The 23,106-nt window shown below is 68.5% G+C and carries 24 protein-coding genes and 2 tRNA genes; 15 read left to right on the forward strand and 11 right to left on the reverse strand.

The window, feature by feature from the left end; all coding sequences use genetic code 11:
- Positions 1–31: 31 nt before the first annotated feature.
- Positions 32–1,690, reverse strand: a complete 1,659-nt coding sequence (argS, locus tag AB0L97_RS23550) for an arginine--tRNA ligase (RefSeq protein ID WP_355073686.1) — start codon at positions 1,688–1,690, stop codon at positions 32–34.
- Positions 1,691–1,782: 92 nt separating this feature from the next.
- Here argS and AB0L97_RS23555 point away from each other — a divergent pair, with 92 nt between their 5' ends.
- The 3 genes from AB0L97_RS23555 (at position 1,783) to AB0L97_RS23565 (ending at position 4,072) form a co-directional block, all read left to right on the forward strand.
- Entirely contained in the window at positions 1,783–2,718 is a 936-nt protein-coding gene (locus tag AB0L97_RS23555; RefSeq protein WP_364433059.1) for a DUF3105 domain-containing protein, read from the forward strand.
- A 539-nt stretch (positions 2,719–3,257) separates the two neighbouring features.
- Positions 3,258–3,893 carry a DUF305 domain-containing protein gene (locus AB0L97_RS23560; protein ID WP_364433318.1) on the forward strand — a complete coding sequence of 212 codons (636 nt, stop codon included), beginning with the start codon at positions 3,258–3,260 and terminating at the stop codon, positions 3,891–3,893.
- A 106-nt stretch (positions 3,894–3,999) separates the two neighbouring features.
- A tRNA-Arg gene (locus AB0L97_RS23565) sits at positions 4,000–4,072 on the forward strand.
- 27 nt (positions 4,073–4,099) lie between these two features.
- Here AB0L97_RS23565 and AB0L97_RS23570 read toward each other — a convergent pair.
- On the reverse strand, positions 4,100–4,381 hold the full coding sequence (locus tag AB0L97_RS23570; protein WP_364433062.1) for a type II toxin-antitoxin system prevent-host-death family antitoxin: 282 nt from the start codon (positions 4,379–4,381) through the stop codon (positions 4,100–4,102).
- 167 nt (positions 4,382–4,548) lie between these two features.
- Here AB0L97_RS23570 and AB0L97_RS23575 point away from each other — a divergent pair, with 167 nt between their 5' ends.
- From AB0L97_RS23575 to AB0L97_RS23590, 4 genes are all read left to right on the forward strand, one after another.
- A complete protein-coding gene (locus AB0L97_RS23575) occupies positions 4,549–5,487 on the forward strand; it encodes a PHB depolymerase family esterase (protein WP_364433065.1) in 939 nt (312 codons plus the stop codon).
- 155 nt (positions 5,488–5,642) lie between these two features.
- Positions 5,643–6,011, forward strand: coding sequence for a hypothetical protein (locus AB0L97_RS23580; protein WP_364433068.1), 369 nt, complete (start codon positions 5,643–5,645; stop codon positions 6,009–6,011).
- Between the two features lie 94 nt (positions 6,012–6,105).
- Positions 6,106–6,273, forward strand: coding sequence for a hypothetical protein (locus AB0L97_RS23585; protein WP_364433071.1), 168 nt, complete (start codon positions 6,106–6,108; stop codon positions 6,271–6,273).
- Between the two features lie 243 nt (positions 6,274–6,516).
- A complete protein-coding gene (locus AB0L97_RS23590; protein WP_364433074.1) occupies positions 6,517–7,065 on the forward strand; it encodes a L,D-transpeptidase family protein in 549 nt (182 codons plus the stop codon).
- Between the two features lie 242 nt (positions 7,066–7,307).
- On the opposite strand, the gene AB0L97_RS23595 is transcribed toward AB0L97_RS23590, so the two are convergent.
- Both AB0L97_RS23595 and AB0L97_RS23600 read right to left on the reverse strand, forming a co-directional pair.
- On the reverse strand, positions 7,308–7,991 hold the full coding sequence (locus AB0L97_RS23595; protein WP_364433077.1) for a hypothetical protein: 684 nt from the start codon (positions 7,989–7,991) through the stop codon (positions 7,308–7,310).
- Between the two features lie 136 nt (positions 7,992–8,127).
- A complete protein-coding gene (locus AB0L97_RS23600) occupies positions 8,128–8,550 on the reverse strand; it encodes a hypothetical protein (protein WP_355073673.1) in 423 nt (140 codons plus the stop codon).
- A 141-nt stretch (positions 8,551–8,691) separates the two neighbouring features.
- On the opposite strand from AB0L97_RS23600, the gene AB0L97_RS23605 reads away from it, so the two are divergent.
- Positions 8,692–9,093 carry a nuclear transport factor 2 family protein gene (locus tag AB0L97_RS23605; RefSeq protein WP_364433081.1) on the forward strand — a complete coding sequence of 134 codons (402 nt, stop codon included), beginning with the start codon at positions 8,692–8,694 and terminating at the stop codon, positions 9,091–9,093.
- Positions 9,094–9,523: 430 nt separating this feature from the next.
- On the opposite strand, the gene AB0L97_RS23610 is transcribed toward AB0L97_RS23605, so the two are convergent.
- A complete protein-coding gene (locus tag AB0L97_RS23610; protein WP_364433084.1) occupies positions 9,524–9,892 on the reverse strand; it encodes a hypothetical protein in 369 nt (122 codons plus the stop codon).
- A gap of 125 nt (positions 9,893–10,017) precedes the next feature.
- Between AB0L97_RS23610 and AB0L97_RS23615 the strand changes: the two genes are divergently transcribed.
- The 5 genes from AB0L97_RS23615 to AB0L97_RS23635 all read left to right on the forward strand — a co-directional run bounded on the left by AB0L97_RS23615 (position 10,018) and on the right by AB0L97_RS23635 (position 15,590).
- A complete protein-coding gene (locus tag AB0L97_RS23615) occupies positions 10,018–10,428 on the forward strand; it encodes a hypothetical protein (RefSeq protein ID WP_355073670.1) in 411 nt (136 codons plus the stop codon).
- 148 nt (positions 10,429–10,576) lie between these two features.
- Positions 10,577–11,854 (forward strand): metallophosphoesterase, encoded by a 1,278-nt coding sequence (locus AB0L97_RS23620; RefSeq protein ID WP_364433088.1) that lies wholly within the window; start codon positions 10,577–10,579, stop codon positions 11,852–11,854.
- Between the two features lie 108 nt (positions 11,855–11,962).
- Positions 11,963–12,985, forward strand: a complete 1,023-nt coding sequence (locus tag AB0L97_RS23625; protein ID WP_364433091.1) for an iron ABC transporter substrate-binding protein — start codon at positions 11,963–11,965, stop codon at positions 12,983–12,985.
- A 2-nt stretch (positions 12,986–12,987) separates the two neighbouring features.
- A complete protein-coding gene (locus AB0L97_RS23630) occupies positions 12,988–14,541 on the forward strand; it encodes an iron ABC transporter permease (protein WP_364433094.1) in 1,554 nt (517 codons plus the stop codon).
- Complete coding sequence (locus tag AB0L97_RS23635) at positions 14,538–15,590, forward strand: ABC transporter ATP-binding protein (protein WP_356969405.1); 1,053 nt, start codon at positions 14,538–14,540, stop codon at positions 15,588–15,590. Before AB0L97_RS23630 ends, AB0L97_RS23635 begins: the two co-directional genes overlap by 4 nt.
- Positions 15,591–15,670: 80 nt before the next feature.
- Here the strand turns inward: AB0L97_RS23635 and AB0L97_RS23640 are convergent.
- Positions 15,671–15,745, reverse strand: a tRNA-Cys gene (locus AB0L97_RS23640).
- Positions 15,746–15,858: 113 nt separating this feature from the next.
- Between AB0L97_RS23640 and AB0L97_RS23645 the strand changes: the two genes are divergently transcribed.
- Both AB0L97_RS23645 and AB0L97_RS23650 read left to right on the forward strand, forming a co-directional pair.
- The gene (locus tag AB0L97_RS23645) at positions 15,859–16,410 is read left to right on the forward strand and encodes a MarR family transcriptional regulator (protein ID WP_355073651.1); all 552 of its coding nucleotides are present in this window, start codon (positions 15,859–15,861) and stop codon (positions 16,408–16,410) included.
- 116 nt (positions 16,411–16,526) lie between these two features.
- A complete protein-coding gene (locus AB0L97_RS23650; RefSeq protein ID WP_364433099.1) occupies positions 16,527–17,567 on the forward strand; it encodes an Hsp70 family protein in 1,041 nt (346 codons plus the stop codon).
- A gap of 50 nt (positions 17,568–17,617) precedes the next feature.
- On the opposite strand, the gene AB0L97_RS23655 is transcribed toward AB0L97_RS23650, so the two are convergent.
- From AB0L97_RS23655 to AB0L97_RS23675, 5 genes are all read right to left on the reverse strand, one after another.
- The gene (locus AB0L97_RS23655) at positions 17,618–18,391 is read right to left on the reverse strand and encodes an enoyl-CoA hydratase (RefSeq protein ID WP_355073647.1); all 774 of its coding nucleotides are present in this window, start codon (positions 18,389–18,391) and stop codon (positions 17,618–17,620) included.
- A complete protein-coding gene (mmsB, locus tag AB0L97_RS23660) occupies positions 18,388–19,284 on the reverse strand; it encodes a 3-hydroxyisobutyrate dehydrogenase (protein WP_356969401.1) in 897 nt (298 codons plus the stop codon). The genes AB0L97_RS23655 and mmsB overlap by 4 nt, the downstream gene beginning before the upstream one ends.
- Positions 19,284–20,348, reverse strand: coding sequence for an enoyl-CoA hydratase/isomerase family protein (locus AB0L97_RS23665; protein ID WP_364433104.1), 1,065 nt, complete (start codon positions 20,346–20,348; stop codon positions 19,284–19,286). The genes mmsB and AB0L97_RS23665 overlap by 1 nt, the downstream gene beginning before the upstream one ends.
- A 70-nt stretch (positions 20,349–20,418) precedes the next feature.
- Positions 20,419–21,558, reverse strand: a complete 1,140-nt coding sequence (locus AB0L97_RS23670) for an acyl-CoA dehydrogenase family protein (protein WP_355073641.1) — start codon at positions 21,556–21,558, stop codon at positions 20,419–20,421.
- Between the two features lie 5 nt (positions 21,559–21,563).
- Positions 21,564–23,063 (reverse strand): CoA-acylating methylmalonate-semialdehyde dehydrogenase, encoded by a 1,500-nt coding sequence (locus AB0L97_RS23675; RefSeq protein ID WP_364433108.1) that lies wholly within the window; start codon positions 23,061–23,063, stop codon positions 21,564–21,566.
- Between the last annotated feature and the right edge of the window lie 43 nt (positions 23,064–23,106).

Here is a 23,106-nt window from a genome sequence, read left to right on the forward strand (position 1 = left end):
GCTTCCTTCCTCGCTCTGGTCGACCGGACGGTCACATGCGCTCCGGCGCGCTGACGCCGAGCAGGCCCAAGCCGTTGGCCAAGACCTGGCGCGTGGCGTTGACCAGAGCGAGCCTGGCCGCGTTCGTCGGCGAGACGGGGTCGTCGCCGAGCGGCAGGACGCGCAGGTTCTTGTTGGTCTGGAAACGGTGGTACGCGCCGGCCAGTTCCTCCAGGTAGCGGGCTACCCGATGCGGTTCGCGCAAGCTCGCCGCACCGCTCACCACGCGCGGGTATTCGCCGAGGGTGCGGATCAGCTCGCCTTCCTCGTCGGCCGACAGCAGCGCGAGGTCGGCGGCGACGGAGTCGTAATCGAACTCGGCGGCGTTGCGCGCGATGGACGCGGTCCGCGCGTGCGCGTACTGCACGTAGTAGACCGGGTTCTCGTTGCTCTGACTGGCCCACAGGTTCAGATCGATGTCGATGCTCGAGTTCACCGACGAACGCACCAGCGAGTACCGCGCCGCGTCCACGCCGATCGCCTCGACCAGGTCGTCGAGGGTGACCACGGTCCCAGCGCGCTTGCTCATCTTCACCGCGACGCCGTCACGCAGCAGGTTCACCATCTGCCCGATCAGCACCTCGACCGTGGCCGGGTCGTCGCCGAACGCGGCCGCGGCGGCCTTCAGCCTGCCGATGTAACCGTGGTGGTCGGCGCCGAGCATGTAGATGCACAGGTCGAAGCCACGGGCCCGCTTGTCCTGGAAGTAGGCGATGTCGCCCGCGATGTAGGCGGCCTTGCCGTCGCTCTTGATGACCACCCGGTCCTGGTCGTCACCGTATTCCGAGCTGGCGATCCACCAGGCGCCGTCCTTCTCGTACAGGTCGCCGGAGTTCTTCAGCCGCTCCACGGCCTGCTCGACCGCGCCGGAGGCGAACAGCGAGCTCTCGTTGAAGTAGACGTCGAAATCGGTGCCGAATTCGTGCAACGACTCCCTGATGTGCGCGAACATCAGCTCGACGCCCTCGGCACGGAACAGCTCGAGGCGCTCGGCCTCCGGCTTGCTCAGCACGTCCGGGGTGGCGGCCACGATCTTGTCGGCGATCTCGCCGATGTAGGCGCCCGCGTACCCGTTCTCCGGGGTCGGCGCGCCGGTGGCGGCCGCCGCCAGGGAGGCGGCGAACCGATCGATCTGCGCGCCGTGGTCGTTGAAGTAGTACTCGCGCACCACGTCCGCGCCCTGCGCGGCCAGGATGCGGCCCAGCGCGTCGCCGACCGAGGCCCACCGGGTGCCGCCCAGATGCACGGGACCGGTCGGGTTGGCCGAGACGAACTCGAGGTTGATCCGGGTGCCCTTCAGGGTCTCGGCGGTGCCGTACGCCGCGCCCGCGGCGAGCACCCGCTCGATGATCGCGCCCTGCGCGGAGGCCGCGAGACGGATGTTCAGGAAGCCGGGCCCGGCGACCTCGGCGGCGGCGACGCCGTCGGCGGCGGCCAGCGCGTCGGCCAGCCAGGTGGCCAGATCACGCGGCTTGGTTCCGGCGCGCTTGGCCACCTGCATCGCGACATTCGTGGCATAGTCGCCGTGTTCGGGGTTGCGGGGACGCTCCACGGTGACCTCGTCGGGCAGGACCGCAGGGTCCAGTCCACGTTCGACAAGCACCTTCGCCGCGGTAGAGCGAAGGAGATCTGCAAGGTCAGCTGGAGTCACGAGTCTCTATCCTATGGTCTTGGCGGGTGTGCACCTCGGGTGGGCACTGCGCAGCCAGCGGATCCATCCACGTCGAAAGAGCACACTGAGCGATGCCTAGCAGTCCCAGCGCCAAATCGGCCAAGGCCGCCAAGGCCGCGGCGAAGTTGTCGGCTCCCCGCAAGCGGGGCGGGCAAGGACAGCTTCCGAAGAAGAATCGCCAGGTTCCCTGGTTGGCCATCGGCGCGGCCGTAGTAATCATCGCATTGATCGGCGCGCTGGCTTACAGCCTGGTCCCCAAGTACCGGGAGAAGGCCGACCTGGAGAAGTACACGCCGAGCGCGCAGAAGAAGGACCCGTCCGACGGGATCGCGGGCGTGGTGAAGAAGGAATACCCCGCCGGGCTGCACATCAACTCCAGCCAGCGCGTGGCCTACGACCAGGCTCCGCCGTTCGGCGGCCCGCACGACCAGTCGTGGGCGACCTGCACCGGCGTGGTTTACAACAAGCCGATCCGGGTGGAGAACGCGGTGCACTCGCTCGAGCACGGCGCGGTGTGGATCACCTACAACCCGGACAAGGTGAACGCCGACGGCATCGCGACGCTGAAGGCGAAGGTCGAGGGCAAGCCGTACACGTTGATGTCGCCCTACCCCGGCCTCGACTCCGCCGTCTCCTTGCAGTCCTGGGGGCACCAGTTGAAGCTGGACAGCCCCGACGACAAGCGCGTCGGCCAGTTCATCACAGCTCTGCGGCTGAACAACTACACCTATCCCGAGGTCGGCGCGGACTGTTCGACGATCGTCTTCGACACCGACAACCCGCCGCCGTTCGATCCCACGCCGCCCGGACCCGACGCGGTGCCGATGGACGGCAAGGGCTTGCAGCAGGACCAAACCGAACTCGGCGGCATGCCCGGTGGTCTGCCCGGCGTGCCCGGCGTGCCGGGTCTTCCCGGACTTCCCGGTGTGCCCGGCGCTCCGGTGCCCGCGCAGCCCGCGCCCGTACAGCCCGCGCCCGCGCAGCCCGCTCCTGGCGCGGGGCAGTAGTGGCCGGCGATCAGGGAGGCGTCGAGTCCGGGGGGCGCGAAGCATCCGCCGGTTCCGGCGCTCCTGAAGTCACCGCGTCCGGCACTCACGACGCCATCGGACCCGACGGTCGCAAGGCGCGCGGATCCGGCAATCGCAAAACCGCTGGGTCCGGGGATCGCGCCGCGTCCGCAGGGTCCGGCACTCCCGAATCCGCCGATCGCAGCGCCACCGGGTCCAGCGAACCGACGACGGCCGCCAGCACCGGAGTTACCGAGTCCGGCGATCTCCAAGCCGCCGGCTCCGGCGATCGGGCAACAGCCGCAGGGTCCGGTATCGAGGAAGCCAGCAGGCCCGAGAGTGTCGGATCCTCGAGATCGGGCGATCGAAGGGCACACGTCGAATCCGACAGCGAAGCATCCGCCCGGTCCTCCTCGCCCGAAGCACCTGCCGGATCGGGCGATCGCCGAGCTACCACATCCGAACGCGAAGCATCTGATGGATCCGATGACCGCGAAGCATCCGGCGTCGGCGGACAGTTCCGCCGCCAGCGCACCGCGCTGCTGATCCTCGGCATCATCGGCGCGATCCTGATCGGCTTCGCGATCGGCGTGCTGGTCCGGATTCCGCTGAACGGTTCCACGGAGCCGGACCCGGGCCCGGTGGATGTCGGTTTCAGTCAGGACATGTCGGCGCACCACGCCCAAGCCGTCGAAATGGCGGGCGTGCTGCTGGTTCGCTCCACCGACACCGAGGTACGCCGCCTGGCCTACGACATCCTCACCACCCAGCAGAGCCAGATCGGACGCATGCAGGGCTGGTTGCAGCTGTGGGGCGAGCCCGCGCAGAGCGTCGACGGGTTCATGGGCTGGATGACCGAGCCGATGGGCGGCCACGATCATTCCGGTGCCGACATGCCACACCACTCCGGGCCGGTGTCCACCATGCCCGGCATGGCCACCCCCGCCGAACTCGCCGCGCTCCGCCAGGCCGCCAGCCCCAAGCTGGACACGATGTTCCTGCAGCTCATGCTGCGCCATCACCAGGGCGGGTTGTCGATGATCGACTACGCCGCCCAGCACGCCGACACCACGGCGGTGCGCACCCTCGCCGAAACCATGGCCACCACCCAACGCGGCGAATCCGACCTGATGACCACCATGCTCACCGCCCGCGGCGCCGCCCCCCTCCCCTGACCCGAAACCCCGCCGCCGTCCGCCCTTTTTGGCGGACGGCCGCCGATACGATAGGCTGACCCAGCCCGATCGGACCGCCATCCCGGCCCCGACCGAGTCCTATCCCGCCCTCGTAGCTCAGGGGATAGAGCGTCTGCCTCCGGAGCAGAAGGCCGCAGGTTCGAATCCTGCCGAGGGCACCGAGCAAAGGCCCCTTGACCAGCTGGTCAAGGGGCCTTTCTCATCGGCGGCCTAGGCCTCGTGGGCGAGGACCCGAGGTGTGACACTGCGCCGCGATGTTCCGCGATAGAACGCTCGAGGTGTCGCGCGTTGAAGGGGTTGCCGAGAAGGTACGCGGTCTCCTTCAGCGCTCGGTATTCGCTCAGGGCGACCACCACGGCCGGTTCGCGCCCGGCACGGGTGATCACCACTTCTTCCAGATCCTCGGTGGCGCTGTCGAGAACCGAGGCGGGGTTCGCTCGCGCCTCGGTGTAGTTCATCGACTTCATGCTCGTAAGGTACGAGACCCTGTGCAGTTGGCGACCGTAACTTTTGGATCACCGATAGGGCGTTCGCCGTCCCGCGACTCGGTGCGATCGACCACGCAGCGACACTGTGCGGACAGCGGCCGCATCAGTGGGTGGCCTCGCGATGCCGGGGCTCCTACCATCGAGCCGTGCTGAGATCGTTGGCCGCCATCGTCGTCGGCGCGGCCCTGGTCCTGACCGCCGCCTGCGCGCATTCGCGTGCCAGTGGACCCGATGATCCGCACCGTGTCCTGGACTACGCGGGCGCGCAACGCCACTACCTCATCCACCGTCCGGCGGGTTCACCGCAAGGCAGGCTCGCGGCGGTTCTGGTCTTCCACGGTGGTGGCGGTAGCGCCGGGTACATGGCGAACAAGAGCGGTTTCGATCGGCTGGCCGACGCCAATGGATTCATCGCGGTCTACCCCGAGGGGATCGGCAGGTCATGGAACGACGGCCGGGGTGCCGACACACGCGCGGGCGCAGCGGATGTCGATGATGTCGGGTTCGTCTCGGCGCTGATCGACCACCTGGTCGCCGCCGACGAGGTCGATCCGGCTCGGGTGTATGCCACCGGGATGTCCAACGGGGGCATGTTCACCCAGCATCTGGGGTGTCACCTGAGCGCCAAGCTGGCCGCGATCGCGCCGGTGGCTGGTCCGCTTCCCGCCGCGGACGAGACGAACTGCGCACTCGCGCATCCACTTCCGGTGCTGGAGATCCATGGCACCGCCGATCCGATCGTCCCGTACGAAGGCGGTGTCGTGCGGGTGACGTCGGGCAATAACGGCCGCACGGGCACCGGCCCGGTCTTGTCGGTGGCGGCCACGCAACAGCTGTGGCGCGGGAAGAACGGCTGTCCACCGCCGAACGCCAGTGAGTTGCCCGCACGCGGCGACGACGGGACCTCAGTAAAGATCGAGACGGCGCTGTGCCCGGACGATGTCGGCGTCGTCCTCTACACGGTCACCAACGGTGGCCACACCTGGCCGGGCGGCGAGCAGTATCTCCCCAAGGCGTTGGTCGGCGCGGTGAGCCGCCAATTCGATGCTTCGGAGATCATCTGGCAGTTCTTCGCCGCCCACTGAATGGGGCGCGGGACACACCTGATTCGAATCGACAGGACGCTGGTACGGGCGCGGATGCCGAGAACTCCCAGTGGTCGACACCCGATCGCCCGTCTTTCCAGCACCGGGATTGCAGGCACTTCGAATGCTAGCCGCTGCAATGATTACGAGCCCCGGTGTCACCCGAGGCTCGTTTGCGCGAGTTTGCCGACCTGATTTCGTTGCTGGGCTTGGATATCGGCTTCTCGCACATCCTCTGCCCTATGGCATCGCACCCCCGACTCAGCAAGGCTCAGTCCGCCGTGCTGGCGGCGCTCGCGCCGCGCGGAATCCTGTCCGTGGACTCGCTGGCGAGAACGGCGAATGCGTACGGAAGGCGAACTGGCCGCGCACTACGCCTAGAGGCGGCCGGCCTGGTCGTTCACACCGGAATGGTCGGCCGCAGTGGATACCAGATCACTGTCAGCGGTCGTCGGGTGCTCGCGAGCGATACCGGCGACTCCTCGCGCGGGGGGATGACCATTGCGCAGCACGACATTTGGTGACCACACCGTCCTCTGGCGGATCGTGCGCGGGTCGCGGATCGCGATCGAGTCGCTCATCGACCATGCCACTGGGGCCCCGGCCTACCGGATGAGAATGGACGGCTCGATAATCGACATCCCCAACGGCGACCCCGGCATGATCTACTTCGGTGAAGGAGAGGACCGCCCCGACCTGGCCCAGGTACGCGAGTGGTTCCCGAAACTCTTCGACCTCTGGAACACGGTGAGAACCCAGTACTGGCAGGCCATAACCCCGAGATGATGATGACGAGTGGCACACCATCGAGAGGTCTACTCGACATTTGCCGCAGCCGTGTGCCACTCGTGGCTCGTCTACATAGGAGGGTGAATGGGATTGGATGGGAGTGGGGGGCGGCGAGGCCGGGTTGTGGTGGGCGGGCTCGTGGCCGTTGCCGTGGTGCTGGGGGGTGTGTTGTGGGCTGTGGTCGGTAGAGAGCGGCCGCCCTTCGATGTGGATGCGGTTCCTGGGAGTCAGGTTGTCTGGGTGAGTGCGGCGGCGGGGGCCGACCGGGGGACGTTGGAGCTGTGGCAGCGGGGGCGGTTCCGGCGGTGGGAGCGGACGCTTGCTGTGCCCGCTTGGATTGGTGCGGAGGGGATTTCGCGGGAGGCCAGAGAAGGGGCGGCATATACGCCGGAGGGCACCTTTCCGTTGACCGAAGGATTCGGCCGGGTGCCTGCCGTGGGCGCGAAACTTCCCTACCTTTCGGTCGATCCGTCCAATACCTGGTGGTGGGTGTCCGACACCGAAAGCCCGCTGTACAACCAGAAGTATCGGTGCGCCGAGGGTGAATGCCCGTTCGACACCGCCCTCAGCGAGAATCTCGGGCGAACCGAACCGCAGTACGACTATGCGCTGGTCATCGACTACAACCGCTTTCCGGTCGTGCCGGGGCGGGGCTCCGCGTTCTTCGTCCACGTCGATGTCGGCAGGCCGACAGCAGGGTGTGTCGCGATCGGCGACGACGTCATGCGGACGCTGCTGGCCACCCTCGAACCGTCGCGGAAACCGGTTATCGACATACACGCGAGGTGAACGCCCGACCAGCAGGCCGTTGTCCGCTCGCCCGCGACGTTCCGGCACTCGGCCGAACAGAATGACATCCGCTCGCGTTCGCGCTGCGCGACCAGCTGGGTGACTACCGCCCGCAACGCAGCCCACCGACAGTCGTGGCATGACACGTGGACGCGTGCCGCCAATGCCGCCGTCATATAAGAAAAGGCCCCCGTAGTCGGGAGCCCTTCTCGGATGGTTGGGTGCCGTGTGCGGCGCGACGTTTACGGCAGGGGTTCGGTGGGTTTGTCGGTGGATGTGAGGACGCCCGCGTTGGTGAGGTATGTGAAGGCGGGGGCCGTGAAGCCGGGCTGCAGGAAGTAGAAGTGCGCCTTGGTGACGGCCCCGTTCTCGGCGGCGTCGCAGAGGGCGTGCAGGGCGGTGGGGTCGACGGTGAGGGCGGTGAGTTTGCCCGCCTCGTAATCCATCTCCACCCACTTCGCGTGAATGGCGGCGCTCATGACGCTGCCGGTGAAGTCCTCCCGGTCGGAGGCGGCGCTGAGGCCGAGTTCGAGGCCGTCGTCCAGGTCGGTCGGCGTGTGCTGCCAGCGGCCGAACTCCCACCAGCGCACGAAGCTGACCGGGCCCTGGACGCCGCCGGGCAGCTTCGTGGTCGGTTCCACGGACCGCACCCAGGCGGGCGCCGCGGCCAGCGGATCGTAGGAGGTTCCGGCGACCTCGTTGTCCTCATCCCTCCCGAATAGCAGCGCGCGGTCACCGGCATATCTGACCAGCGAGAACCAATTGCCCTCACCGTCGTCGTTGATCAGCCGGCCGCCTTCCACTCTGGCCGTCTGCCCGATCTCCTGTCCGCTCGCGGCCCGATCGGTGTGCGTTGCGCAGGTGATCACGTCCAAGACGGTCACGCGCGCCCACAGCACCTCGGGATGCGGCAACTGAAATCCCATGCCGGGCAACGTATCACCGGCCCCTTACGGCGACAACCGGGCCGGCAATCGACGGGACAACCCATTCGGGCCGCGGCGCGCTGGACAGCAAACCTGGTTGGCGGCGATCACGCAGATATGAGCAGGGCAGGCAAATTCACGGCAATGAGCCCGGCTCGGGTCGCGCGACATTCCCGCGTGACGATCGAGCCGATTCCGGTCCGGATTGTCCGGTATCCCGCGGACGCAGCGCATAGGCGGGAACCAACTGGTCGCGCACCTGCAGATCCGGACGTCCGTCGGCGAACTGGATGCTGTAGTTCACCCGGCCCATCCAATCGCCGTCGACGGTGGGCAACCAGTGCGTCAGGGTTCCGGGTCGCTCGCCGCGCATGATTACCCCGGCGCCGTTCACATGGCGCGGCGTCCCTGGATCGCGGACCAGGATCGCGTCCAGCCGCACCCAGACCGGGCGCGGCGGGTAGGTCAGCGTCCGGTAGTAGTGGCCGGTCCGGTTCGGGTAGACCAGCTCGGGTTCCGTTCCTTCGGTTCGCGGCGTTTCATCGCTTATCGAACCCATGTTCGAATGTTAGCCGGACATATGCGGCAAGCACCAGGCAACCCCGGCCCGAATCGGGCGGCATGACGACGGCCACAGTGCCATCAGCGCTCGGCTTCTAGTATGTTCGTTCTAGAACGATCATATTAGAAGGAGGGCGACATGACCGCGAAGTTCGAGGTGGTCAACGGTTTCTACGCCGCGACGCAGACCGGTGACGGACCGGCGATCCTGGCGCTGCTGCATCCGGAGTTCGAAGCGCGAACCGCACCGGGCATGCCGTGCGGCGCGGGCGGCGCCTTCCACGGGCCGATCGCGGCGATGACGGGTATCTGGGGACCGGTCGCGCGAGATTTCGACACCGCGCCGTACGACGAGACATGGCAAGAGACAACCGACGGCACCATCGTGGTGACCGGGCATTATCGCGGCGCGGCGCGCGCCACCGGCCGCGAGTACGAAGCGGAGTTCGTGCACCTGTGGCAGGTCGACGACGACGGGCGCATCACGCGCCTGCACCAGTACACCGACACCGCACGCTGGCACGCCGCATTGGACGCCTGACGCCGCGACTGCCGACCTCGCGCAAGAACCTGGATCACGGGCCGATTGCTGTTCCGCCGACACCCGCGCCGACAGCCCGGACGCGACGCCTGCACCGGATCGCATCAAGAGCCGATCACCTTCCCGCCGACACCCACACACCCGAACACAACACCAGCACCGGACCACACCAGAAGCCGACCACCCTCCCGCCGACACCCACACACCCGAACACAACACCAGCACCGGACCACACCAGAAGCCGACCACCCTCCCGCCGAGACCCACACAGCGCGCAGACGACACCAGCGCCGGACCGGATCGGGAGCCGATCGCCGCCTGGCCGCTCCACACCTGACCGAACGATCCGGTCTGGTTTGGTTTCCGGTCACCCGGGCACGCCCTTGCCGTAGCGATGCAGGCACCGGGGGCAGACCGGAGGACGACATGGCTAATCCACCGGGCGGGCAACCGCCGGATGACCGACCGCCGCAGCCGCAACAGCCGCCCCCCGGCTCCACGCCGCCCGAACCTGAGCAACCCCTTCCGTCGCCGGAGCCGGTGCAACCCTCCCCTCCACCCGGTCCGGGGCAACCGCCTTCACCGCCGGGTCCGGGGCAACCGCCTTCGTCGCCCGGTCCCGGGCAACCCCCTTCACCACCCGGTCCGGGGCAACCCCCTTCACCACCCGGTCCGGGGCAACCACCTTCACCACCCGGTCCGGGGCAACCACCTTCACCGCCCGAACCCGGGCGACCCTTTCCACCACCCGGACCGGCACAACCCTTCCCACCACCCGGTCCCGGACAACCGTTCCCACCACCCGGACCGGGTTATCCACCGCCCGGGCCCGGTTATCCGCCACCCGGCTACGCCCCCGGCGGATACCCACCACAGCCCAGAAAGAGCCACACCGGCCTGATCGCCGGCTTGGTGGTGATAGTCGTGCTGGTGATCGCCGGCGCGCTGATCGCCGGGATCTTCTTGACCACGCAGGGCAAAGGTCCGCTCGCCTCGGACGAGAAGAAGATCGAACTCGCGATCCGCGACTTCTACGAGACTCTCGACAGGCGCGGCTTCCGCGCGGCGGCCGAACAGGCGTGCGCCCGCGAACGCGCCGCGTTCGAGGCGATGACCGAGAGCGAGAAGAAGGAATTCGACAGCACCTCGGTTTCGGTCACCATCGATAGGATCGACGACATCGTCGTCACCGGGGACACCGCGACCGCGAAGGTCACCGGCAAACTCACCGTCGCGGTGCCGGGCGAGCAGCCCGATACCGAAACCAGCACGACCGAGCATCTGAAGAAAGAAGACGGCAAGTGGAAGGTCTGCTCCCCGGAGGGCACGCGCTGATCACATGCACCCACGCATGAGTTGCTGCGGCCCCAGCCGCAGGACCGTCCTCGGCGCGCTCGGCCTCGCCGCTCTGCTCCCTCTCGCCGGTCGACCGAAACCGGTTCGTGCTCAACCGAATACGACCATCGCGACGGATCTGGAAGTGGTGACGATCACCGACACGTCGGTGATCCTCACCTGGACCACGCTCGCACCCGACCCGAGCGGTCGGCTGCTGCCCGTCGAGACCGACGCCCAGGTGCGAATCGGTCCCGCCGACTCGCCGCGCGCACCGGCCCAGGTCTTCGCCGACGACCACCCGACCCCTTTCCACTACGCCGAGATAGCGGGACTCGAGCCGGGCCGCGCCTACCGCTTCGAAGCCTGGTCCGCGGGCCTGCGCGCCACACCGGCGCTTTCGCTCACCACCGCCGACCCGGCCGCGCCGGAAGCGCGCGGCGAGTTCACCACCCTGGTCCCGCCGCCCGGCCGCAGGTTGCGCACGCTGGCACTGTCCAACGACGTGCACTACGGCGAGCAAGTCAGCGGGCTGATCGCGGGCGACCTGCCCCCCGGCTTCCGGCAGGGTCCCGGCCTCACGCCCTACCCCGAAGTGATGCTGACCGCGATGCTGGACGACTTGCGTCGTCCCGACCGCGCAGCCGAACTCTTGCTGCTCGCGGGCGACCTGACCGCCGAAGCCTCCGAGCAGGACACCCGCACGGTGCGGGCCCGCCTCGATGCCTGGGGCACGCTCGGCCACGACTACCTGGCCGTGCGCGGCAACCACGACCGGCCGCACGTCGGCGGCGAATACGCCGGTTGCGCCCCCGCGCCCGCCGCCCACCGCGACTGCTGGGCCGATGTCTTCTCCGCACGACAGGAAATGGTCGAACACGAGGTCGGCGGTCTGCGGGTGCTGGGATTGGACACCAGCCAACTCGACGGCGCGGGCGGCTCCATCGAGCGCCCGCAGTTCGATCACCTCGCCGAACGCCTGCGCGCCGATCCGGACCGGCCGACGCTGGTATTCGGCCATCACCCGGTCACGACGGAGTCCGGACTGACCAACCTCGCCGGACCCGGCTTCGTGCTCGACGGACGCGACAGCGCCGAGTTGCAGGCGCTCTACACCCGCAGCCCCGGCGTCTTCCTGCAACACAGCGGCCACACCCACCGTAATCGCCGCACCAGGCCGGACGCGCCGTGCGCGGTCGAGTTCCTGGAGGTCGCCGCGGTCAAGGAGTACCCGGGCGGCTACAGCCTGCTGCGCCTCTACGAGGGCGGATACATGGTCAATTTCTACAAGACCCGCACCGAGGACGCCCGGCGCTGGAGCGCGCTCACCCGCGGCGAGTACTTCGGACTGCAGCCGGATTACACGCTCGGCACCTGCGCGGACCGCAATCACATTGCACTGCGCGACTTTTCGGGGCTGACGTAGCGTCAGCGAGAAATCCCCAGATCTGCCAGGGTTCCCGCATGTCGGACGCGGTATCTTCCTTAGGTAAGGCTCAACATATGCACGGGTAACGCGGTCGGAAGGACGAGGATGAAGCCGGTCAGATGGAAGACGATTGCCGCTGGATTGGTCCTCACCATGACGGCCATCGGCGGCACGGCTTGCTCGAATTCCTCCGACAACGCGAACGAGATCACCGTCTACAACGCGCAGCACGAATCGCTCACCAAAGAGTGGGCCGACGAGTTCACCAAGGAAACCGGCATCAAGGTGACATTGCGCCAGGGCGGCGACACGGCTTTGGGCAACCAGCTGGTCGCCGAGGGCGCTGCCTCGCCCGCCGACGTCTTCCTCACCGAGAATTCCCCCGCCATGGCGCTGGTGGAGAACGCGGGCCTGTTCGCCGACGTGGACGCCAAGACCCTGGAGCAGGTGCCCGCGCAGTTCCGCCCGTCCACCGGCAAGTGGACCGGCGTCGCCGCGCGGTCGACGGTGTTCGTCTACAACAAGAACAAGGTCCAGCCCGGTCAGCTGCCCGCCTCGCTGTTGGATCTGGCGCAACCGCAGTGGAAGGGCCGCTGGGGCGCGGGCGTCTCCGGCGCCGACTTCCAGGCCATCGTGGCGGCTCTGCTGGCGCTGAAGGGTGAGGACGTCACCCGCGCCTGGCTGAAGGGCATGAAGGAGAACGCGACACCGTTCCCGAACAACGTCGCCACCATGAAGGCGGTCAATTCCGGCAGCCCGGACGGCGGCGTCATCTACCACTACTACTGGTACCGCGACCAGACGAACACGAAGGAGAGCAGCGCCGACACCGCCCTGCACTACTTCAAGAACCAGGACCCGGGAGCCTTCGTCAGCGTTTCCGGCGGCGGCGTGCTGAAGGCGAGCAAGAAGCAGGAGGCGGCGCAGAAGTTCCTGGCGTTCATCGTCGGCAAGACCGGACAAGAGGTGCTGCGCGACGGCACGTCGCTGGAGTACCCGGTCGCCGCCGGAGTGGCCGCGAACCCGGCGCTGCCGCCGCTGGCCGATCTGCAGGCCCCCGCGGTCGATCCGTCCAAGCTGGACTCGAAGAAGGTCACGCAGCTGATGACCGAAGCGGGTCTGCTGTAGCCGTGGCAGTCCGGACCGTTGTCGCCGCGCCCCGGATCGGCAGGCCGGGGCCGCTGGTCACGAGCGTCGCGCTGCTGCTGGTGGCGGCGACGTTCGTGCCGCTCGGATACATCGTTTCGACGGTCTTCTCCACCGGCCTCGAGCAGGCGAAGGAGCTGGTGTTCCGGCCCAGAGTCGGTGAGCTGCTGGAGAACACGGCCGCGCTGGTGGTGTGCACCGTGCCCATCTGCGTGGCGCTCGGTATCGGGCTGGCCTGGGTGGTCGAACGCACCGACGTGCCGGGGAAATCCTGGTGGGGGCCGGTTTTCGCCGCGCCGCTCGCGGTTCCGGCGTTCGTCAACAGCTATGCCTGGGTGAGCGTCTTTCCGACCATGCACGGCCTGTGGGCGGGCGTGGTGATCTCCACGATGTCCTACTTCCCGCTGGTCTATCTGCCCGCGGCGGCCACACTGCGCCGCCTGGATCCCGCGGTGGAGGAGTCGGCGCGGGCGCTGGGCTCGGGTCCGGTCGCGGTGTTCGCGCGGATCGTGCTGCCGCAACTGCGCTTGGCGATCCTCGGTGGCGGGCTGCTCATCGGACTTCATCTGCTCGCCGAGTACGGCGCCTTTGTGATGGTCCGGTTCGACACTTTCACCACGGCCATCTTCGAGCAGTACCAATCCAGCTTCGCCGGTCCGGCAGGCAGCATGCTCGCCGGTGTGCTGGTGCTGTGCTGCCTGGCGCTGCTCGGGGCCGAAGCGGGGCTGCGCGGTCGGGCGCGCTACGCGCGGATCGGCAGCGGGGCGCCGCGCGCCGCGACCAGAACCCGGTTGGGCGTCGGCACGTTGCCGGTGCTGGCCGCGCTCGTCGCGGTGACGGCGGGCGCGCTGGGCGTGCCGCTGTGGACCATCGGGCGCTGGTTGCGCATCGGCGGCGCGGCGGTGTGGGATCTCACCGATATCGGCAACGCGCTCGGGCAGACGATCGGACTCGCGTCGGTCGCCGCACTGCTCACCACCCTGTGCGCGTTCCCGGTCGCGTGGATCGCGGTGCGTTCCACCTCCGCGTTCGCGCGACTGGTCGAGGGCGCCAACTACATCACCAGTTCGCTGCCGGGCATCGTGATCGCGCTGGCCATGGTGACCGTGACCATCCGGTGGGCGCCCGCGCTCTACCAGACGGCGGGCATGGTGATCGCCGCCTATCTCCTGCTGTTCCTGCCCCGCGCCCTGGTCAGCGTGCGGGCCGGGCTCGCTCAGGTGCCGGTCGGCCTGGAGGAGGCGTCCCGGTCGCTGGGCAAATCGGCGCCCGCGACGTTCTTCCTGGTCACGCTGCGTCTCGCGGCGCCGGCCGCGGCTGCCGCCGCCGCACTGGTGTTCGTCGCCGTGGCGACCGAGCTGACCGCGACGCTGCTGCTGGCGCCCAACGGAACCCGCACGCTGGCGATGCGGTTCTGGGGCCTGTCGGGCGAATTGGACTACGCGGGCGCCGCGCCGTACGCCCTGATCATGATCGTCGCCGCGGTGCCGGTGACGTACCTGCTGTTCACCAACTCGCGGAAGGCGGCCGGGATATGAGTCGCGTTGTCGTCGCCGATGTCTCGAAGACCTTCGGCCACACCCGGGTGCTCGGCGGGATCACGCTCGACGTGCCGGATCACACCGCGACCGCGGTGGTCGGGTCGTCCGGGTGCGGCAAGACCACCCTGCTGCGCGTGATCGCCGGATTCGAGTCGCCGGATGCGGGTTCGGTGTCGATCGGAACGGAAACCGTTGTCGGTGAACGGGTAACGGTGCCGCCGCAGCGCCGCAACATCGGTTACGTCGCCCAGGACGGTGCGCTGTTCCCGCATCTGACCGTCGGCCAGAACATCGCCTACGGGCTGCCGGGCATGCGCCGCAACAGCCGCGGGCGGGTGCACGAACTGCTGGAGATGGTGTCGCTGGACGCGTCCTATGCCGACCGGCGACCGCATCAGCTCTCGGGCGGTCAGCAGCAGCGCGTCGCCCTGGCCCGCGCGCTGGCGCGCAAGCCGTCGGTGATGCTGTTGGACGAGCCGTTCAGCGCGCTGGACGCGGGCCTGCGCGCGACGACCAGGCAGGCGGTGGCCGACACGCTGCGCGAGGCGGGCATGACCAGCATTCTGGTGACGCACGATCAGGAGGAGGCCCTCAGTTTCGCCGAGCAGGTGGCGGTGATGCGGGAAGGCCGCTTCACTCAGGTCGGAACGCCGGAGGAGGTCTACGCGACGCCGAAGGATCTGTTCACCGCGCGGTTCCTCGGCGATTGCGTGCTGTTGGACGCGGTGGTCGAGGCCGACGTGGCCAAGTGCGCGCTGGGCCGGATCCCGGTGCAGCGCGATGCCGCGTGCGGGCCGTCGACGATCATGCTGCGACCGGAACAGCTTGTCGCCCATGTCGCTTCGGAGAACGAGGCGGAGGCAGGCCGAGTGCGCGCCGTCGACTTCCGCGGCGCCGACGTCATCCTGACGATCGAACTGGACGGTTCCGGCACTCCCATTCTCGTACGCCGGGCCAGCGTCGCGGCCCCCGTCACCGGGCAGCGGGTTCGCCTGGAAGTGATCGGATCGGCGGTGGCGTATTCGGAGCCGAACCAAGCCGCCTGAAACAGGCTCGCGTCACGACCACGCGGCTTCCTGATGCGCCTCGGTGCTCGGCAGTGGCGTGACCGAGCACCGAGGACGTTTGGAGCGAGCGGCGGGAATTGAACCCGCGTAAACGGCTTTGCAGACCGTTGCCTAAACCACTCAGCCACGCCCGCCTCGCCCTAGATAGTGCCCGTGGGCGACGGCCCGGCCCACCATTGCGCTCACGGTGATCCGAAGCCTGGCCGGGTGCCCCCGCCCTCCTGTGGTGGCATGGAATGATCGGAACATGTCTCGGCCACGCCCGCTTCCGAACGATCCGATCGAGGAAGCCCACCGCCAGTGGGTCGGCCACGGCTGGGGGGATGTCGCCGACGGCATGGCCGCGGTGACGTCGCTGGTTCGGGCTCAGCAAATCGTGATGGCACGGGTGGACGAGGCGCTGAAACCCACGGGATTGACCTTCTCTCGCTATGAGTTGCTCCGGCTGCTCAGTTTCAGCAAAACCGGCGCGCTGCCGATGGCGAAGGCCAGCGCTCGCTTGCAGGTGCACCCAACCAGCGTCACCAACACCGTCGACCGACTGGAGGCGGCGAAGCTCGTCGAGCGGGTACCGCATCCCAGCGACCGGCGCGCTACCTTGATCGAAATCACCGACGCCGGACGCGAATTGGTGGCGAAGGCGACCGAGGAACTCAACGCGAAAGTCTTCGCGCTCCCCGGCCTCCCTCCGGAACGACTGCACACTCTCCTGCAACTGCTCGCCGAATTCCGACATGCCGCGGGCGACTTCGAGACCGCGGAGGGAACGGCGCGCTGGTCGGCCACGGCCACAGACTAATTCGACGTACCGGTCGGTCGCATACCGCTGCCGACCGACCGAGGGATGACATTCCGGCATTCAACCGGCGAATTACCGGGCACGCCGTCTTGGCAGCGGAACGGAAAAGGTCCACCATGGAGATCATGGTGCTGGTCTTGGGTGTATCGGCGGGCGCTGGCGGCGCTCACGCGATGCTGACACACTCCGATCAGCCACACCTACCCCCGATCGATAGCTGCGAAGTGCCGCGGCGGGCGGGCGGCGGCGTCGAGGAATCGGTCCTCGAGGCGATCCGCCGGATGAACGGCGCCGCCGACCGGCGCGACGAGCTGATCTCGGGCACGGCGGTGACGTGCCGCTGTCCGCTGCACGCCGACGCCATCCGCGCAGGCGTCGGCGGCCGTGACGTGACCATCGTCGACGAACCGCTCGCCCAGCTGCGCTACCTGCGCTTCACCGGGCAACTGCCGGACAGCGGCACGGTGATCCTCTACGACCTGGGCAGCTCGGGACTGACCATCACCCACGCCGATTGCCGCACCGACACGATTCTGTCCAGCAAACGCAGCACGGTCCTCGGCGGCGACGGCTACGACGCGCTGTTGCGCTGGCGCCTGGCCCGCGACGGCGTGCTCACCGACACGCCGACCATCCGGCGTCATCGCGAAGAACTGAGCGAGGCGAGGGTGGTCACCGCGATCGACGACGGCACCGGCGACCGGGCCGTTCTCACCCGCAGCGACCTGGCCGAACTGTGCGCGGCGGGCATTCATCACTCGGTGTCGTTCGTGCGGCAGATCATCGACGAGACCGGCGTGCGACCGGAGGCCATGGTGCTGCTCGGCGGCTGCACCCGCAGTCCCAGCATTCGCGCCGAGCTGGCCGAACACATCGACCTGCCGATCGTCTACGACCCCGAACCCGACTTCGTCTCCGCGCGCGGCGCCGTGCTGCTCGCCGCGGAACGACGAGGCGGCGACGTCCGGATGGCGCGGCTACGCGCCGGAGCCACCCTGGTCCCGGCCACCGTCGACCGGCGCAAACTCATCGCGGCGGCGGCGGTCACCATCGCGCTGGGCGCCACCATCGCCGGACTGCTCGCCACGAACGAGGACGCGCCCCCGCCGGAAGGGAACAAGGTGCCCGCGAAGATCGTCGCGCCCCCCACCGGATAACCGCCCGGCCGAGCGATCCGGCCGGGCGATCCGGCCGGGCGGAACCGGTGTCAGCGGTTGGTGAACTTCGCCGGACGCTTCTCGACGAAGGCGCTCATGCCTTCCTTCTGATCCTCGATCGCGAACAGCGAGTGGAAGACTCGCCGTTCGAAGCGCAGCCCCTCGGCGAGCGTGGTCTCGAACGAGCGGTTCACCGCTTCCTTGGCGATCATGGTGACCGGCAGCGACATCCCCGCGATGGTCTCGGCGACCTCGAGGGCGGTGTCGAGCAGTTCTGCGGCGGGCACGATACGCGAGACCAATCCCGCCCGCTCGGCCTCCTCCGCGTCCATGTTGCGGCCGGTGAGCACCAGATCCATGGCCTTGGCCTTGCCGATCGCGCGGGTCAGGCGCTGTGAGCCGCCGATGCCGGGGATGACGCCCAGCTTGATCTCCGGCTGCCCGAACTTGGCGGTGTCGGCCGCGAGCAGGATGTCGCAGATCATGGCCAGCTCACAACCGCCGCCCAGCGCGTAGCCCGCCACCGCCGCGATGGTGGGCTTGCGGAACTGCGCCAGCCGGTCCCAGCGGGCGAAGTAGTCGTTCAGGAACATGTCCATGTACGACTTGGGCTGCATCTCCTTGATGTCGGCGCCCGCCGCGAAGGCGCGCTCCGAGCCGGTGATCACGATGGCCCCGATCTCGTCGTCGTGCTCGAGCTCGTCGAGCGCGGCGATGACGTCGTCGAGGACCTGCGCGTTCAGCGCGTTCAGCGCCTTCGGCCGGTTCAGCGTGATCCAGCCGACCCGGCCCTTGCGTTCCAGCAGAATCGTCTCGAAGCTCACTCGGCACCCTCTTGGTCGGAACGGTCACGGATATCGGTGACGATAGCCGAGAAGTCCCGTCCGGCATCCGTCTGGTTGAAACGGTCGTAGATCGTGGCGGCGAGCAGCCCGAGCTGCCCGTCGACGTTGTTGTCGCGCAACGCGTTCGCGGCCAGGCCCAAGTCCTTCGACATCAGCGCCGTCGCGAAGCCGGGCTGGTAGTCGTTGTTGGCCGGACTGGTCGGCACCGGGCCGGGGACCGGGCAGTAGCTGGTCAGCGCCCAGCTCTGGCCGGAAGCCGTGGAGACCACGTCGAAGAAGGACTGATGGCTCAGGCCCAGCTTCTCGCCCAGCACCAGCGACTCCGACAGCGCGATCATGGACACGCCGAGCAGCATGTTGTTGCAGATCTTCGCCGCCTGGCCCACGCCGGAGCCGCCGCAGTGCACGACCTTGCCGCCCATCACCTCGAGCACCGGCAGCGCGTCGGCGAAGTCCGCGGCGGCGCCGCCGACCATGAAGGTCAGCGTGCCCGCCGCCGCGCCGCCGACACCACCGGAGACCGGTGCGTCCAGCGCGCGGTGCCCCGCTGCGGTGGCGCGTTCGGCCGCGACCTTGGCATCGGCCACGTCGATGGTGGAGCAGTCGATGAACAGCGTGCCCGGCGCGGCGACCGGGAGCAGCTCGGCATACACGTCGAGGACGAGTTCGCCGTTGGGCAGCATGGTGATCACGGTCTCGGCCGCGGCGGCCTCGGTGGCCGCATCCACCACGATCGCGCCGTCGCGCCCGGCCTGCTCCCGCGCCGCGGGCACCGGGTCGAAGGCGAGCACCTCGTAGCCCGCCCGCACCAGGTTGGCCGCCATCGGCGCGCCCATGTGGCCGAGGCCGAGGAAACCGATTCGCTTGCTCATCACGCCACCTCCGGGGTCCGCAAACCCAGCTCTCGATCGCCCAACTCGGCGAAGTACGCGTCCACCTGCGCGTCCGTGACCGCATCGAGGGTCGCGGGCGACCATCGCGGATCACGATCCTTGTCGATCACCTGGGCACGAATGCCCTCGACCAGATCGTGCGACGACAGCGACGCGATGGACACCCGGTACTCCTCGTTCAGCACCGCCTCGAGACTCGGCGCGGTGCGCGCCGCCCGCAGCGAGCGCAGCGTCACCTTCAGCGCCACCGGGGATTTCGCCAGAATCTCGGTGGCCGCCGCCCGCGCGCCCGGCGCGTCGTGCGCTTGCAGCCGCGCGACGATCTCCTCCACGGAATCGGCTCCGTAGCAGACGTCGATCCAGTCCTGCTCGGCGGCCAGCGCGGATTCCGGTGCGTCCGTGGCGAATTTGGCGATCGCGATGTCGGCGCTCTCCGTGCGCAACGTCTCCAGCAGGGCGGGCAGATGCTCGGAGGCGACGAAGTAGTCCGCGAAGCCCGCGGCGATGGCGTCACCCGCGCTCATGCGGGCGGTGGTCAGCGCGACGTGCGTGCCGATCTCGCCCGGCGTCCGCGCGAGCAGGTAGGTGCCGCCGACGTCCGGGACGAACCCGATGCCCACCTCGGGCATGCCGATCTTGGAGCGCTCGGTCACGACGCGGTGGCTGCCGTGGCCCGAGAGCCCGACACCGCCGCCCATCACGATGCCGTCCATGATCACCACGTACGGCTTCGGGTAGCGACCGATCAGGGCGTTGAGGACGTACTCGTCGCGCCAGAACCGTCCGGTGGCCGAATCCGCCGTATTCGCACCGCTTTTCGCGTCGGCGTGGATGGCGACGATGTCGCCGCCCGCGCACAGGCCGCGCTCCCCCGCGCCGGTGACCACGACGGTGCGCACCGCGTCGTCCTCGGCCCACTCGCGCAACGCGTCGGTGATGGCGAGAGCCATCGAGTGGTTCAGCGCGTTGATGGCCTTCGGCCGGTTCAGCGTGATCAGGCCGAGCCCGTCACGCTGTTCGAGCAGAACTTCTGGCTCGCTCATACTCTGTCCTTTCCGACATGATCGGGACCCTGCGTGGTCACGCTGCGCTGCCGCCTCCGGGCCTGACCTCTCATGCCGCTCCTACCAATGAGCGGGCGACGACCAGCCGCATGATTTCGTTGGTGCCCTCGAGGATCTGGTGCACCCGCAGATCCCGGACGATCTTCTCCACGCCGTATTCGGTCAGGTAGCCGTAGCCGCCGTGCAGTTGCAGGGCCTTGTTGGCCACCTCGAAGCCCGCGTCGGTGGCGAAGCGCTTCGCCATGGCGCACAGCTCCACCTTGTCCGGCGCGTCGGCGTCCAGCGCCGCGGCGGCCCGCCACAGCAGCGTGCGGGCGGCCTCCAATTCGATGCGCATATCGGCGAGTTCGAATTGCAGCGCCGGATTCCGCAGCAGCGGCTTGCCGAACGCGTGCCGCTCGGCGAGATACGGCACTGTCTTGTCCAGCGCCGCCTGCGCGCCGCCGACCGAGCACGCGGCGATGTTGAGCCTGCCGCCGTTGAGCCCGTTCATCGCGATGCGGAAGCCGTCGCCCTCCGCGCCGAGCCGGTTGGCGGCCGGGACCCTGGCGTCGGAGAAGATCACCTGACGGGTCGGCTGCGCGTTCCAGCCCATCTTCTTCTCATTGGCTCCGACGGAGATGCCGGGAGTGTCGGCGGGCACGATGAACGCCGATATCCCGCGCGCTCCCGCGTCACTGGTCCGCGCCATGACGACGTAGACGTCCGTGGCGCCCGCGCCGGAGATGAACTGCTTGGCGCCGTTGAAGACGTAGTCGTCACCGTCGCGCACGGCCTTGGTGCTCAACGCCGCCGCGTCGGAGCCGACGCCCGGCTCGGTGAGCGCGTAGCTGGCCAGCAGTTCCATCGCGGTCAGCCGGGGCAGCCAGCGGTGGCGCTGTTCGTCGTCGCCGTAACGGTCGATCATCCACGTCGCCATGTTGTGGATGGAGATGTAGGCGGCGATGGCCGGGCAGCCGGTGGCCAGCTGCTCGAAGATGCGCACGGCGTCGAGCCTGCGCAGGCCCGAACCGCCCACGTCCTCGCGCACGTAGATACCGCCGAGGCCCAGCGGCCCCGCCTTGCGCAGCACGTCCACCGGAAAATGCTTCTGCTCGTCCCATTCCAGCGCGTTCGGGGCGAGGAATTCGTCGGCGAAGCCGCGCGCGGTGTCGCGGATCGCCTTCTCGTCGTCGTCGAGTGCGAACATCCGCGTCAGTCCATCGTCGGGATGACGAACGCGTTGCTCTCCTTCAGGCCCGCGGGCCAGCGCTGCGTCACCGTCTTGGTCTTGGTGTAGAAGCGGATCGAATCCGGACCGTGCTGGTTCAGGTCGCCGAAGCCGGAACGCTTCCAGCCGCCGAAGGTGTAGTACGCGATCGGCACCGGGATCGGCACGTTGATGCCGACCATGCCGACCTGCACGCGCGCGGCGAAGTCGCGCGCGGTGTCGCCGTCCCGGGTGAAGATCGCGACGCCGTTGCCGTACTCGTGCTCGTTGGCCAGCCGCAGCCCCTCCTCGTAGTCCTCGGCGCGGACCACGCTGAGCACCGGGCCGAAGATTTCCTCGCGGTAGATCCGCATCTCCGGAGTCACCTTGTCGAACAGCGTCGCACCGACGAAGTAGCCGTTCTCGGCGCCCTCCACGACCAGGCCGCGGCCGTCCACCACCAGTTCGGCACCCTCATCGATGCCGATCTGGACGTAGTTGTTCACCCGGTTCACGCCGTCCTGACCGACCAGCGGGCCGTAGTCGGCGCCGGGATCGTCGGAGCGGCCGACGTTGAGCTTGTGCACCCGCTCGGTCAGCTTGGCCACCAGGCGATCGGCGGTCTCCTCGCCGACCGGGACGGCCACCGAGATGGCCATGCAGCGCTCGCCCGCGGACCCGTAGCCCGCGCCGATCAGCTGATCGGCCACGTCGTCGAGGTCGGCGTCCGGCATGACGATCGCGTGGTTCTTCGCGCCGCCGAAGCACTGGGCGCGCTTGCCGTTCGCGGTGGCGGTCTCGTAGATGTACTGCGCGATGGGGGTGGAGCCGACGAAGCCGACGGCCTTGATGCGCGGATCGTGCAGCAGCGTGTCGACGGCTTCCTTGTCGCCGTTGACCACGTTGAACACGCCGGCGGGCAGACCGGCCTCGAGGAACAGCTCCGCCAGCCGCAGCGGCACCGAGGGGTCCCGCTCGGAGGGCTTGAGCACGAACGCGTTGCCGGTGGCCAGCGCGGGACCGGCCTTCCACAGCGGGATCATGGCCGGGAAATTGAACGGGGTGATGCCCGCGACGACGCCGAGCGGCTGACGCATCGAGTAGACGTCGATGCCGGTGCCCGCGCCCTCGGTGTATTCGCCTTTGAGCAGGTGCGGGATGCCGGTGGCGAACTCGATGACCTCCAGGCCGCGCTGGATGTCGCCCTTCGCGTCGGCGATGGTCTTGCCGTGCTCGGACGACAGCAGGGCGGCCAGCGAGTCCATCTCGTCCTGCACCAGGGTCAGGAACTTCATCAGCACACGCGCCCGCTTCTGCGGGTTGAACGCGGCCCATTGCGGCTGCGCCGCCTCAGCGTTCGCGATGGCCGCCTCGACCTCGGACTTGCTCGCCAGCGGCACCCGCGCCTGCACCCGGCCGCGGTTGGGATCGAAGACGTCGCCGAAGTTGCCGGACGTGCCCGGCACATGCTGTCCGCCGATGAAATGGGTGAGTTCGCGAACCATGCCAGTCCTGTTCTCGTAGCGATCGGGACACCGCGGAGCGGTA

Source organism: Nocardia sp. NPDC051911, from assembly GCF_040681035.1.
Classification (GTDB): Bacteria; Actinomycetota; Actinomycetes; order Mycobacteriales; family Mycobacteriaceae; genus Nocardia; species Nocardia sichangensis.